General features: G+C 63.2%; 13 protein-coding genes. 5 read left to right on the top strand and 8 right to left on the bottom strand.

Going from position 1 to position 13,143, the window contains the following annotated elements; translation table 11 throughout:
- Positions 1-88 precede the first annotated feature (88 nt).
- The 3 genes from UB48_RS05790 (at position 89) to UB48_RS05780 (ending at position 2,752) form a co-directional block, all read left to right on the top strand.
- On the top strand, positions 89-1,219 hold the full coding sequence (locus UB48_RS05790; protein WP_045194825.1) for an FAD-binding oxidoreductase: 1,131 nt from the start codon (positions 89-91) through the stop codon (positions 1,217-1,219).
- 19 nt (positions 1,220-1,238) lie between these two features.
- Positions 1,239-1,616 carry a RidA family protein gene (locus tag UB48_RS05785; RefSeq protein ID WP_045194824.1) on the top strand — a complete coding sequence of 126 codons (378 nt, stop codon included), beginning with the start codon at positions 1,239-1,241 and terminating at the stop codon, positions 1,614-1,616.
- A 71-nt stretch (positions 1,617-1,687) separates the two neighbouring features.
- A complete protein-coding gene (locus UB48_RS05780; protein WP_045194823.1) occupies positions 1,688-2,752 on the top strand; it encodes a membrane protein in 1,065 nt (354 codons plus the stop codon).
- Between the two features lie 54 nt (positions 2,753-2,806).
- On the opposite strand, the gene UB48_RS05775 is transcribed toward UB48_RS05780, so the two are convergent.
- Both UB48_RS05775 and UB48_RS05770 read right to left on the bottom strand, forming a co-directional pair.
- Positions 2,807-4,693, bottom strand: coding sequence for a methyl-accepting chemotaxis protein (locus UB48_RS05775; protein WP_045194821.1), 1,887 nt, complete (start codon positions 4,691-4,693; stop codon positions 2,807-2,809).
- Positions 4,694-4,868: 175 nt separating this feature from the next.
- A complete protein-coding gene (locus tag UB48_RS05770; protein ID WP_045194815.1) occupies positions 4,869-5,753 on the bottom strand; it encodes a LysR family transcriptional regulator in 885 nt (294 codons plus the stop codon).
- A gap of 122 nt (positions 5,754-5,875) precedes the next feature.
- Here UB48_RS05770 and UB48_RS05765 point away from each other — a divergent pair, with 122 nt between their 5' ends.
- Positions 5,876-6,322, top strand: a complete 447-nt coding sequence (locus UB48_RS05765; RefSeq protein WP_045194813.1) for a PACE efflux transporter — start codon at positions 5,876-5,878, stop codon at positions 6,320-6,322.
- Between the two features lie 9 nt (positions 6,323-6,331).
- Here UB48_RS05765 and UB48_RS05760 read toward each other — a convergent pair whose 3' ends face one another.
- The 6 genes from UB48_RS05760 to UB48_RS05735 form a co-directional block, all read right to left on the bottom strand.
- A complete protein-coding gene (locus UB48_RS05760; RefSeq protein ID WP_052676503.1) occupies positions 6,332-7,378 on the bottom strand; it encodes a hypothetical protein in 1,047 nt (348 codons plus the stop codon).
- A 64-nt stretch (positions 7,379-7,442) separates the two neighbouring features.
- Positions 7,443-7,862, bottom strand: coding sequence for a hypothetical protein (locus UB48_RS05755; protein WP_082075396.1), 420 nt, complete (start codon positions 7,860-7,862; stop codon positions 7,443-7,445).
- A 92-nt stretch (positions 7,863-7,954) separates the two neighbouring features.
- Positions 7,955-8,641, bottom strand: a complete 687-nt coding sequence (locus tag UB48_RS05750) for a GntR family transcriptional regulator (protein WP_045194811.1) — start codon at positions 8,639-8,641, stop codon at positions 7,955-7,957.
- Between the two features lie 16 nt (positions 8,642-8,657).
- The gene (locus UB48_RS05745; RefSeq protein WP_045194809.1) at positions 8,658-9,362 is read right to left on the bottom strand and encodes a FadR/GntR family transcriptional regulator; all 705 of its coding nucleotides are present in this window, start codon (positions 9,360-9,362) and stop codon (positions 8,658-8,660) included.
- Positions 9,363-9,431: 69 nt separating this feature from the next.
- Entirely contained in the window at positions 9,432-10,742 is a 1,311-nt protein-coding gene (locus UB48_RS05740) for a C4-dicarboxylate transporter DctA (RefSeq protein ID WP_045194808.1), read from the bottom strand.
- Positions 10,743-10,989: 247 nt separating this feature from the next.
- On the bottom strand, positions 10,990-11,304 hold the full coding sequence (locus UB48_RS05735; RefSeq protein WP_045194806.1) for a helix-turn-helix domain-containing protein: 315 nt from the start codon (positions 11,302-11,304) through the stop codon (positions 10,990-10,992).
- A 266-nt stretch (positions 11,305-11,570) separates the two neighbouring features.
- Here UB48_RS05735 and UB48_RS05730 point away from each other — a divergent pair, with 266 nt between their 5' ends.
- Complete coding sequence (locus UB48_RS05730; RefSeq protein ID WP_045194803.1) at positions 11,571-13,136, top strand: PAS domain-containing methyl-accepting chemotaxis protein; 1,566 nt, start codon at positions 11,571-11,573, stop codon at positions 13,134-13,136.
- The last annotated feature ends 7 nt before the right edge of the window (positions 13,137-13,143 follow it).

The raw sequence follows: 13,143 nt of genomic DNA, 5'->3' as shown, positions 1-13,143 counted from the left end.
CTTACCGTGAGCGCTTGCATAATCCGAAATTCTCAGATATTAGAATTCTCACAAATGATAATTTCATCTCGCAGGTGATTGCATGGCTATGACACAGACCTTCGACATCGTGATCATCGGCGCCGGTATTGCCGGTGCTTCATTGGGCTATCGGCTGGCGCCAGGGCGCCAAGTGCTGATGCTTGAACGCGAAGCCCAGGCCGGCTACCACTCCACCGGGCGCTCGGCGGCGATGTTCATGGAGGCCTATGGCACCCCGCAGATCCAGGCGCTGACCCGCGCCAGCCGGGCCTTTTATGAGTCGCCGCCGCCGGGCTTCTGCGAGCATGCACTGCTCGAACCGCGGGGTTGTCTGTATGTGGCGACCCTGGAGCAACAGGCGCTGCTCGACAGCACCTATGCACAGAGCCAGGCCAACGGTACCGAAGTGACCTTGCTCGACCGCGACGGGGCGCTGGCGCTGGTGCCGAGCCTGCGCGCCGAGGTGCTGGCCGGCGCGGTACTCGAACCCGGCGCCATGGACCTGGATGTACACGCGCTGCACCAGGGCTTCTTGCGCGGTTACCGCCAGGCCGGCGGGCACTTGCACTGCAATGCCGAGGTGGTCGAGGGCAGTTACCACGAAGGTTACTGGCAGCTCGTGATGGCCGACGGCAGCTGCATTCAGGCGCGCCAGTTGGTCAATGCCGCTGGCGCCTGGGCCGATCACATCGCGGCGGTCTGCGGCGTACAGCCGGTCGGCCTGCAGCCGTGCCGGCGCTCGGCCTTTACCTTCGACGGCCCGCCGGACCAGGCCTTCAGCCGCTGGCCGGCAGTGATCGGCGTCGATGAGAGCTTTTATTTCAAACCCGATGCCGGGCAGTTGCTCGGCTCACCGGCCAACGCCGACCCGGTCGAACCCCAGGATGTGATGCCCGAAGAGCTCGACGTCGCCATCGGTATCTACAACATCGAGGCCATCACCACCCTGGCGATTCGCCGCCCCAGTCATAGCTGGGCCGGGCTGCGTTCGTTCGTTGCCGATGGCGACCTGGTGATTGGCCGCGATCCGCACAACCCGGCGTTTTTCTGGCTGGCGGCGCAAGGCGGTTATGGTATCCAGTCTGCCGCTGGCGCTTCGCAACTGGCCTGTGCGCTGTTGCTTGAGCAACCGTTACCGGCAACCCTGAGCGCCGAAGGGGTCGAGCCGCAACGCTTGTCCCCGGCGCGTTTTCGTTAATTCCCGAAGGAGATTTCCCATGAGTTCGACTATCGAGCGTATCCCCAGCCACCTGCCATATCCGTTTTCCAAGGCGGTCAAGGTCGGCGGTTTTCTGTTTCTTTCCGGGCAGATCCCCATGCACGCCGACGGTGAAGTGGTGCGCGGCGACATTCAGGTTCAGACCCGGGCGGCGCTTGAGCGTATCGGTGAAACCCTGGCCGAGTGCGGCGTCGGTTTCGACCAGGTGATCAAGGCCACCGTGTGGCTGTCCGACATGGTCCATTTCGCCGGCTTCAACGATGTCTACAAAAGCTTCTTCGCCAACGGCTACCCGGTGCGTTCCACCGTCAGCGCCGGCCTGGCCCTGGGCGTGGACGTCGAGATCGAAGTGCAGGCCTGGATCGGCAACGACTGAGTCAGCACGGCAACACTGGGTAAAAACAACAACAAAGGCCCAGCAGGGCCATCGATACCAGAGGGCTGGAAATGAAAGAGCAGCTGAAAATTGCAGGCGCCTTTATCGGCGTGATCGTCGGCGCAGGGTTCGCCTCGGGGCGGGAGCTGTTGCTGTTCTTTGTCGACTTCGGCCTCTGGGGCCTGCTTGGGGCGCTGGTCAGTGCGGCGTTGTTCACCTTTCTCGGCATGGCCCTGGCAAGGCTCGGCAATCGCTTGCAGGCGGCCTCGCACAAGGACGTGGTGTACGCCATCTGCGGGCGTTACCTGGGCTTGTTCGTCGATTTGCTGATCACCTTTTTCATGTTCGCCGTCACTGTGGTGATGCTTGCCGGCGGCGGCGCCTTGCTCGAGCAGCAGTTCGCCATTCCGGCGCTGGCCGGCAGTGTGCTGGTGACTGTGCTGGTGGTGGCGGTGGTGTGCCTGGATGTGCAGAAGGTGATACTGCTGATCGGTGCGGTGACGCCGTTCCTGATCCTGGTCGCCACGGCAATTGCCTTGTACGCGGTGTTCACCCGCGAGCTGAGCTTTGCCCAGCTTGACCAGGTGGCCAGCCAGCAGGAGGCGGGCACCAGCCATTGGCTGCTCGGTGCGTTCCTGTATGTGTCGTACAACATCGTTGCCGGGGCGCCGATCCTGGCGATTCTCGGTGGCTCCGCACGCCTGGAGAAAACCGCGATCTGGGGCGGGATTCTTGGCGGCGCGGCGTTGGGCGGGCTGATGCTGGTGATGAGCGCCGGGCTGTTGTCGCGCCTGGACAGCGTGGCCGAGTTGCCGATGCCGATGCTGTCGATCGCCAGCGAAATCTCCCCGGCACTGGGCGTGATCATGTGCGTGATCATCTTCGGCATGATCGTCAACACCGCCGTGGGCACGCTGTATTCGTTTCTGGCGCGGCTGTTGCCGGCCGGCACCCGCAGTTTTCGCCTGGGTTCGGTGGCGGCGGGGGTAGCGGCGTTTGTCTGCAGCCTGATCGGCTTTATCAGCCTGGTCGGCCAGGTCTATCCGTTCTTCGGTTACCTGGGTTTTGTGCTGATGCTGGCGGTTTTGATCGGCTGGCTGCGCCTGGGGCGGGCCAAGCAGGTGCTTGCGGTGTAGCGCGAGAGGATGAAAAAAGGGGCCGCAAGCGGCCCCTTTTGTTTTTTACAGCGGTCAGATCTTGAAGCTGTCGACCAGTTGCTTGAGGCGCCCGGCCTGCTGGGCCAGGGCATCGCAATGACGCAGGGTGTCATTGAGGTTGGCCACGCCTTGCTGGTTGAGCACGTTGATCTGGGTGATGTCCAGGTTCAGGCTTTCCACCACGGCGGTCTGCTCTTCGGTCGCGGCGGCCACCGACTGGTTCATGCCGTCGATCTCGCCGATGCGCTGGGTCACGCTGCTCAGGCGCTCGCCGGCCTGGTTGGCAACCATCACGCTTTCTTCGCTGGAGACCTGGCTGGCGTTCATGTTGTGCACCGCCTCGCGCGAACCGACCTGCAGGGTGGTGATCATCTTGTGGATCTCTTCGGCCGACTCCTGGGTGCGGTGGGCCAGGTTGCGGACCTCGTCGGCCACCACGGCAAAACCACGCCCGGCTTCACCGGCACGGGCCGCTTCGATGGCAGCGTTGAGCGCCAGCAGGTTGGTCTGCTGGGAGATGCCCTTGATCACGTCGAGAATCTGGCCGATGTCGTCGGTGCTGGCGTTGAGGGTTTCGATCTGCTCGCAGGATTCGCTGATCTTCTGCGACAGCGAGGTCATCGCCGAAATAGTTTCCTGCACCACCTGACGACCGTCGTTGGCCTGCTCGCTGGCGCCGCTGGCGTGTTGCGAGGCATCGGCGGCGTTGCGGGCGATTTCCTGGGTGGCAGCGCCCAGTTCGTTGATCGCCGCAGCCACGCTGTTGGTGCGCATGCTTTGCTCTTCGGAACCGATGATCGAGGCGTTGGAGGCGCTCATCACGCGCTCGGACAGGTCGTGGACCTGGCGAGTGGCCGAAGACACTTCGGCAATCGAGGCGTGGATACGCTCGACGAACTGGTTGAAGGCACCGGCCAGTTCACCGAACTCGTCCTTGTTCTCGACGACCAGGCGGCGGGTCAGGTCGCCTTCGCCCTGGGCGATGTCCTGCATGGCGCGGCCCATGGTGGTCAGCGGACGCATCAGCACCGGAATCAGCAGGCTCAGCAGGCCGGCGATGGTAGCCACGGCAATGAGCATGGCGATAATGGCCGAGGTACGGAACTGGCTCAGGCCGGCGTAGGCTTTGTCGCGATCGATCGACAGGCCGATGTACCAGTCAGCGGTCGGCAGGCCGCTGATCGGGGCGAAGGAGATGATCCGCTCCTGTTTGTTCAGGGTGACCTCGTGGGTGCCCGGGGCGATGTGCAGGTTGCTGCCCGGGTAAATGTCCTTGAGGTTCTTCATCACCTGGTCTTTGTCCGGGCTGACGATCACCTGGCCGTTACGGTCGACCAGAAATGCATGGCCGATACCGCCGAAGTCCACGGCGTTGATGATGTCCACCAGGGTCGCCAGGCTCAGGTCGCCACCGACCACGCCGAGCAGCTCGCCGCTGGTTTTGCTTTTCACCGGCATGCCGATGGTGACCACCAGGCCGCCGACCGCAGCCATGTATGGCGGGGTCAGCATGGTCTGGTTGGCAGCGACGGCCGCGGTGTACCACGGGCGCTGGCGCGGGTCGTAGCCGTCAGGCATCTTCGCGTCCGGGCGCTGGGTGAACACGCCGTTGGCCTGGCCAACGTAGGTGAACTGGAAGTTGTTGGTGTACGAAGGCTGGTCGACCAGGCCCGGCAGGTCGGCGTTGGCGCCTTGCTGGGCAACGTCCTGGGCGAGGTTTTCCAGGACCAGAATGCGCCCGCTCATCCAGTTCTGCACACTACTGGCAGCCAGTGCACCGGCCTGTTTGACCGACGAGTCGATGTTCTGTTTGATGGTGTTGCGTTGCAGGTAATCGTTGTAAAGGGTGAACAGTGCAAATGCCAGAACCACGACGCCGCAGGCGCACAGCAGGATCTTGTGGCGAAATTTCAGGTTCATGTTCCGAGACCTTGTGCCAGTAAAGAGGAGTGCCGAGCGGCGCTTTTGGCGTGTGCTCGTACCTATCCAGACGGGTATCGGCCGCAAAACTGAAAAATTGATAGGAGTTTTTGCCGCAGGGGCTGACAGGATTTTCCTACTGCCTGCTCTGGCGTGCGTGTTTCAGCCGGGCGCTTTATTGTACGGCCAATAAACGCACCAGCGCCTGGGCGGCTTTTTGCAGTGGCTGGTGCTGGCGCCAGAAGGCATGTACCGGCAACTGCAACTCGTTGCGGGTGTTGCTGAAGTCCAGGCGCACCAGGCGCCCGGCGCCGAGCAATGGTGCTACCCGCGACAACGGAAAGTCGCCCCAGCCAAGGCCGGCTTCGACCATTTCGATGGCCATGGCCAGGCTGTCGGTGCGCCAGTACGCCTTGCCGATCAGCGCGCGGGTGTCGCTCAGGGGCAGGTCGCGGCTGGCCACCAGGATCTGCCGGACGTTGGCCAGGTCTTCGAGGTAAACGATTTGCCGGGGGCGCTGTTGCAGGGCCGGGTGCTGCGGGCCGATACAGGCCACCAGCGACTCCATGCCGGTGTTCTGAAAGCGCTGGCGGGCGTCCACCGACAGCCCGGCGAAGGCCAGGCACAGGCTGACGCGGCCGTCGTGCAGCAGTTGCAGGGCGTCTTCCTGCGGCGCGCTCAGCACCTCGACCTCCAGCAGCGGGTGGCGCTCACTGAGGGTTTTGATCGCCGCCAGCAGGCGGGTGTGGTCGATGTCCGGCACCACGCTGATGCTCAAGGTGCTTTCCAGACCCTGGGACAGCTCCAGGGCATGCACCTGCAATTGCCCCAGCTGGTTGGCGATCATCCGTGCGTGCGGCTCCAGGGCCTGGGCCATGGCGGTGGGGCGGGTTTCCCGGTGGGTGCGTTCGAACAGGCTGAAGCCCAGTTCCGCTTCCAGGTTGCCGATGGCCATGCTCACCGCCGACGGCACCCGGCCCAAAGCCCGGGCGGCAGCGGAAAACGAGCCGCGGTCGAGCACGGCAAGAAACAGTTCGATGTTGTCGCTGGAAAAGTTCATGGCAATCTCCTGTCAGATAATCTGATAGCTGCTGACTTTGGCTGTCAAGAAGATTGACGCATGCTTGCCCGCCTCAGCTGCCCAAGAGGGCGGCGTTTTACGGCAAAACCGAGGTTAGCAACGTGCAAGGTGTCAAACGCAAACTGGTCTACGTGACCGCCTATGAACTGATCGGTCTGTGTATGTCGACCCTGGGCCTGGCCTACCTGGCCGACAGCGCGCCGAGCAATACCGGGCCGCTGGCGGTGATGATCACCACCATCGCCATGGCCTGGAACTTCATCTACAACACCCTGTTCGAGTACTGGGAAAGCCGCCAGGCCAAGCGTGGGCGCAGTGTTGGCCGGCGGCTGGCGCATGCCATCGGTTTTCAGCTGACCCTGGTGGTGTACTTGATTCCGCTGATTGCCTGGTGGCTGGACATGAGCCTGCTGGAGGCCTTTGTCGTCGACCTGGCGTTCATCATCCTGATCCCGTGCTACACCTTCATCTACAACTGGCTGTTTGACCGCATCTTCGGCCTGCCGACCTCGGCCCAGGCTCAGCCCGACAACCGCGTCGCCGCATAAGCCGCGCGTTTATTGGGCCGGCAGGGTGATCACCTGGGCTGCGGGTTGCGGCTCGCGCTCGGGGCCTTCGGCGGCCAGCAGGCTGTCTTCTATCTCACCCGACAGGTAGTAGACCCCGGCCATGGCGCCGGTCTTGCGGTTCTCCATCAGTTCCCGCCATTCCTCGTTCAGTGCGACGTTGAGGATCACCCGCAGTTGCTCGATCATCGCCGGTTGTTCGCGGTTGTGGGTCATCACCCCGATGCCGGTGGCCGCCAGGGAAATCACCGTGCCCGCCGCACGCCCGACGGCTGCCGCCACGGCGCTGGCGATGCCCCGTGGCGCCAGGGTGGCGCCGAGCTTTTCACTGGCTTGCTGGGCGACCGATGACAGGCCGATGTCGGCGCGCTGGGTGCCGGCGCGCACGGCGCTGTGCAGGCGTTTGACCAGTGCGGCGTAGGCGGGTTGCTGTTCCAGCGGCTTGCTGAACAGCAGTTGATGCAGCGAGGCATTGTTGTTGGCCGGGGGGCCGAGGCCGATGGCCCGGATTCGCGTCAGGTGCAGGTTGAACTGCTCCGGCGGCGCCCGGTAGCGCTGGGCAATCTGCTGCAGTTGCTGGCCAAGCAGCTGGATATATAGCTCCATGGCCCGGTCGCGAATGGCCTCGGGGTCGATCTCCTTGGCCACCGGGTCCAGCACCCGTTCGTGGTACTGCTCCTGCAGGTACTGGGCCAGGCGCTTTTCCGGGGTTTCGCTGCCGTCGCCACTGTTCATTTTGTACCATGCCACTTTCATGGTCAGCCATTGCTGGGTCCAGTAGCCGGTGAACCAGGGGATGAACTCGCTTTCGGTGTACTGTTGCACGCGGTCTTTCCAGACCCGCATGGAGCGCCGGGCATAGTCGTTGACCGAACTGGTGGTCGCCAGCGAAGCGTCGATGATTTCGCGGTCGATCTGTTGCCAGGTCGCCGCATTGACCGGGATGGGCGGCGGCTCGCTGACCTTTTGCCGTGAGCCGCAGCCGCCCAGCGCCAGGAGCACGGCGAGCAGCAGGGCGATGAGCGGGGAACGCGGAATCAAAGCGCAGCCCCCCTGTGGTCAGGCAAGCTCGAATGGTGTGGTTACCTGAGTATAGGTGCCGTCACTCGCGCTGCTGTTCGGCCTCGGCCTCGTCCAGGGCGAGGAGGATGTCGGCCCAGATCTCCTTGCAGAAAAACCACACCCAGGTGGCGTTCAACAGGCGGTCGATATGGCGCCGCCACCAGCTGTCGCGGCGTGCCTGGAGGGTTTCTTCGATCTCCTCCTGCAGCCAGGTTTCGTCGAAACCGGTCCAGACCGGCGGTACCGGCGTCATGATGTTGCCGTAGCAGGCGGGGGCGACTTCGCTGTAGAAGATTTCCTTGAGCAGCTCGCGGTCAAAACCCACCAGGTGGCGGGCGATCCACAGGTATTCGACGTGGGTGTCGACGAAGGCATCGGACATTGCTGCGCGCACTTGCTGGCGCTGCTGCGGTGTCATGTGCGGCGCAGGTGTCATCAGGGTGCCCTCCAAGGCGGTCATCGGTCCATCTGTTAGGAGCGGGCTTGACCCGCGATAGCGTCCTGTCGGCCACATCGTATCGCGGGGCAAGTCCCGCTCCCAGGCGAAAATGCTCAACCCTCCAGGTCGAGCTTGGCCTCGATATGATCCAGATGCTCATGCATCAACGCCAGCGCCGCCTCGCCATCGCCGTTCTCCAGCGCATCGATGATCGCCGCATGCTCCTGCCAGGCGCAATGGCTGCATGGTCGTGCTTCGTACTGGGCAATGATCAGCGAAGTCTGCGGTACCAGGCCGTTGAGAAAACGCGCCAGCGGCAGGTTGTCGGCCATGTCCGCAAGTTTGAGGTGAAACTCGCCGCCCAGGCGGATCGCCGTGCAGCGCTGGCCCTGTTCATGGTGCTGGCGCTCGCGGGCCACCAGTTCGCGCAACTGGCGGATCTTGGCCGGCCGTGCGCGTTTGGCCGCGAGGCTGATCAGGGTGGTTTCGGCCAGGCGCCGGGCGCTGAGGATCTGCCGTGCATGCTGCGGGTCAGGCGCAGCCAGGCGTGCGGTGTGGCTCGGGCGCTGGACGATCACCTGTTGGTCCGACAAACGCCCGAGCACCCGCCGGATCACCGTGCGGCTAACCCCGAAAGCATCGCCCAGGGCTTGCTCGGTCAGGGCGCTGCCAGGAGCCAGGCGCTGCTCGAGGATGGCATCGAACAGCCGTGGGTAGATCTGCTCGGCCGACAACCTGCGCTCACCTTGGGCAAGCAACGAGGGCAGGGCGGTGTCATGGGCGTGGGCGCTGGCGTTCATGGTCGCACTCCTGGGGTCAGTTGCCCGGATGATCGTCCGGGATGTTCAGTTCGATGCCCATGCGCCGGCCTTCCTGAAGGATATGGTGGCGCATCTGCGCGCTGGCCTGGGCGCTGTTCTTGTTGCGGATGGCGCGCACCACCGCTTCGTTTTCCTCAAGCCGCGCCGCCAGATGCTCGGGCGAGTTGCGCAGCACTGCGGCGCTTTGCTTGAGGGCGTTGCTGGTCTGCTGCACCACGCTCTGGAAGATCGGGTTGGCAGTCAGGGTGAACAGCTCTTCGTGAAAGGCGATGTAGGCGTTGACCCCGGCTTCGCTGTCTTCGGCCTCGAGGGCTTCGCGCATGTCCATCAGGGTCAGGCGCAACTGGCCGATTTCCTTGCTGCTGATCGACTGCGCCACCAGGCCGACGATGAACGGCTCGAGGGTGTAGCGCAGTTGCAGCACATCCTCGAGGCTGGCCTCGGCGACACCGCTCTGGGGCGAGGTGCTTTGCGCCGCATCGGCGTCCAGTACCAGCACGCCCTTGCCCGGCATCGAGCGCACCAGGCCGAGGGTTTCCAGCACGGTCACCGCTTCGCGCAGGCTTGGCCGGCTGATGCCCAGTTGCTCGGCCAGTTCGCGCTGGCCCGGCAGCATGTCGCCGGAGCGCCACTGGCCACGGGCCAGGGCCTGGCGGAGTTTTTCCACCACTGAGTTGACGACGGTTGATGAAGTAATCATTGGTCACTCCATGAGAACACTTGCATGGTTTGCTCCTGTGGCCGGCAGTTTTGCTGCCGGCCCTGTTGCTCAGAACTCTTGTTGATGGGCGTTGGGGGTTTTGCGCTGGGCAAAGCCGAAGCCCTGTTTGCCCGACAGCACATTGTTGGCCCGTTCCATGTCGATATCGCCTTCCCAGCGGCCGATGGCCACGGTGGCCACGCAGTTGCCGATCAGGTTGGTCAGCGCCCGGCCGATGCCCATGAACCAGTCCACCGCCAGCACCAGCACCAGGCCGACCACCGGGATCGCCGGAATCGCGGTGAGGGTCGCGGCAAGGATCACCAGCGCCGAACCCGGAATACCGTGGGCGCCCTTGGAGGTAATCAGCGACACCAGCAGGATGGTCAGCAGGTCGGTCATCGCCAGCGGCGTGCCGGTGGCGTTGGCAATGAAGACGATGGCCAGGGTCAGGTAGATCGAGAAGCCGTCGAGGTTGAACGAGTAACCGGTAGGAATCACCAGGCCCACCGTCGAGCTGCCGATGCCCAGGTGCTCGAGCTTGCGCATGATCTGTGGCAGCACGGCGTCGGAAGAAGCGGTGCCCAGGACGATGGTCAGCTCTTCGCGCAGGTACTTGATGAACGGCAGGATCTTCAGCCCCGACAGGCGCATCACGGTGCCCAGGATCAACAGCACGAAACCGGTGCAGGTCAGGTAGAACAAGGCCACCAGGCCGCCCAGGTGCTGCAGCGACTCCAGGCCGTACTTGCTGGTGGTGAAGGCGATGGCGCCGAACACGCCGATCGGCGCCAGGCGCACGATCATGCCCATGATGCGGAAGATGATGTGGCTCAGTTCGTTGATCAGCCGCGAAATACCCGAGGCCGCTTCACCGACCAGGTTCAGGGCGCTGCCGAACAACACCGAGAACAGCAGGACCTGGAGGATGTTGTTGTCGGCAAAGGCGCCGACCACCGAGGTCGGGATCAGGTCCATGAGGAACGCTGCAGTGCCATGGATGTGCTGGCCGCGTTCGGCCAGGTTGCTGGCTTCGCTGTTGGCCAGTTGGTCCAGATGAATGTTGGCGCCGCTGCCGATGCCCGAGGTAAAGGCGAACACCAGGCCGATCACCAGGGCGATGGTGGTCAGGATTTCGAAGTAGATCACCGATTTCAGGCCGATGCGCCCGACCTTCTTCAGGTCGCCAGCACCGGAGATGCCGCTGACCACCACGCAGAACACGATCAGCCCGATCAACATCTTGATCAGCTTGATGAAGCCGTCACCGAGGGGTTTGAGTTGCAGGGAAACTTCAGGAAAGCTCAGGCCGCAGGCTATGCCTAGCACAAGGCCCAACACCACTTGGAGGAAGATCGAACGCGAGCACCATTTGAGCATGGGAGGGATCTCTGGTCGGTGTCCCTGCTTCGATGCCACGGCGGGCGAAAGAGCGGAGGACTTAATTATTGTGGTCTTACCGGTATGTCCAGTGCGTGGGCAGTGTAGGCGCGATTTTTTTGGGTTTGCAAGGGGTTTTCGGCTGAGCGGGCAAGAATTGGCTTTACCGGTCTGACCAGTTGCGGTGCAATAGCCAGGCAAAAAAAAAGCGGCAGGGTCGACCTGCCGCTTTTCGGGGTTGCCGCCACTAAGGCTTGGACAAGGCCAGGTCTACCGCTGCGATCAGCTTTCCCAGGTCCTGGGAGGGCGTTTTGTGAATGACGCCGAAGAGGTAGGCACGCTGCTCGTCTTCGTCGTTCTCTTCGGCGAAGAAGGCTTTGAGTTTGATCCCCAGCACTTCGGAAAAGCTCGACAGGGCTTCCACGCTGGGAGTGTAGGTGCCGGTTTCGAAGCGACTGATGGTCTTGGGGTCAAAACCGGTTTTCTCGCCAAGTTCAGCCTGAGTGAGCCCGGCTACCTTGCGGTAACGTCTGATGGCCGAACCCAAACTTGAAATTGTCATCGCTTAATTCCCATTTAGAATCAAGAACTTAACGATATCTATCGGCAAGAGGCAACGCCACAATTCATCACCTTTGTTTGCATAATGTGATGTAATTCGTAGAATTGATCGTTTGGACAGGTCAAAAGCCATCGAGTTTCAACCGCGCTGACCCAGCTGAGACTATTCAGCAAAGCACCCCGGTAGAAGGCTGATCTCGGTGTCGGACGAATGGTTTGGGCGCTGCGCAGGACAACCTGGCAGACCCCTGCAAATGGAGTTTTATCGTGCGTCTCAACATGCCGGTTACCTCGGTCGAACAGACTTTCGGCGAGGATCAACGGCTTATTTCCGCCACCGACACTGCCAGCAATATCACCTACTGCAACGCCGAATTCGCCGCCATGAGCGGGTTCAGCCAGGCCGAGCTGATCGGTAGCCCGCACAACCTGGTGCGCCATCCGGACATGCCGCCAGCGGTGTTTGCCCTGATGTGGCAGTACCTCAAGGCCGGCCAGAGCTGGATGGGCATCGTCAAGAACCGCTGCAAGAACGGCAACTTCTATTGGGTCAGCGCCTATGTCACGCCGATTCTCGAGGACGGCCGCCTGGTCGGCTATGAGTCGGTGCGGGTCAAGCCCACTCGCGAGCAGGTGCGCCGTGCCGAAGCACTGTATGCACGCTTGCGCGAGGGCAAGCCGGCAGTGGCGAGCGGGCGCCGGCTGGCTCAGCTCGGCCAGGTGATGAGCCTGCCCCTGGCTGCAGGCGCGCTGGCCGTGGCGGCCAACCAGGTGCTGCCGGGCTGGCCGGGCCAGGGGATCACCCTGGGCCTGTTCGTGCTGCTCGGCCTGTGGGCCCATGGCCGCCTGGGTCGTCAGTTGGGGCAGATCGTCGGGTGTTCGACGCACACCTTTGCCGACCAGATCAGCGCCCTGACCTACAGCGACCTACTGGGCCCGGCGGCGCAGTTGCAGATGATTTTGATCAGCGAGGAAGCGCGGCTGAAAACCGCGCTCACCCGCCTGAGCGATCTGGCGACACAAATGGCCGAAGCCGCCAGCGACTCCAGCCGCCTGTCGCGCAACACTGAAACGGCGCTGCTGGAACAGCGCGGCGAAACCGACATGACCGCCACTGCCATGACCGAAATGGCCGCCTCCATCGGCGAGGTGGCCGAGCATGTACAGCAGACCGCCGTGCAGGCGCAGACTGCCAACCAGCTGGCCGAGCAGGGCAGCCAGGTCGCCGGCACCAGCCGCGAGGCTATCCAGTTGCTGGCCACTACCGTCAGCCAGATCAACCAGGCGGTCACCCACCTGGCCGGGCAGACCCAGGACATCATGCTCGCCGCTGAAGTGATCCGCGCGATTGCCGAACAGACCAACCTGCTGGCGCTCAACGCCGCCATCGAAGCAGCCCGCGCCGGCGAGCAGGGCCGTGGCTTTGCCGTGGTCGCCGATGAAGTTCGCGCCTTGGCGGCCAAGACCCGGCACTCGACCGTGCAGATCCAGGGCATCATCGAGAACCTGCGCAGCGGCGCCGACGAGGCGGTGAGCATCGCCAACCTCGGTATCAACGAGGCCGAGCAGGGCGTGGCCCAGGTGCTGGAGGCGCAGCGTGCCTTGCAGGGTATTCGCGCCGCGGTCGAACGCATCAGCGACATGAGCCAGCAGATGGCCGCCGCCTCGCAAGAGCAATCCTCGGTGGCCGAAGACGTTTCCGAGCAGATCAACAAGGTTGCCGGCACCGTGCAGGCCACCGCGCTCAATGCCAATGCCGCGGCCAGCCGCGGCGCCGAACTGGAAAGCATTTCTTCGGGCCTGCGGGCCCTGGTCGAGCGTTTCAATCGCTAGCCACCAG

The sequence above is a fragment of the Pseudomonas sp. 2(2015) genome (genome assembly GCF_000955865.1).
In the GTDB taxonomy this organism is placed as follows: Bacteria; Pseudomonadota; Gammaproteobacteria; order Pseudomonadales; family Pseudomonadaceae; genus Aquipseudomonas.
This window is presented reverse-complemented; position numbering and strand designations above follow the sequence as displayed.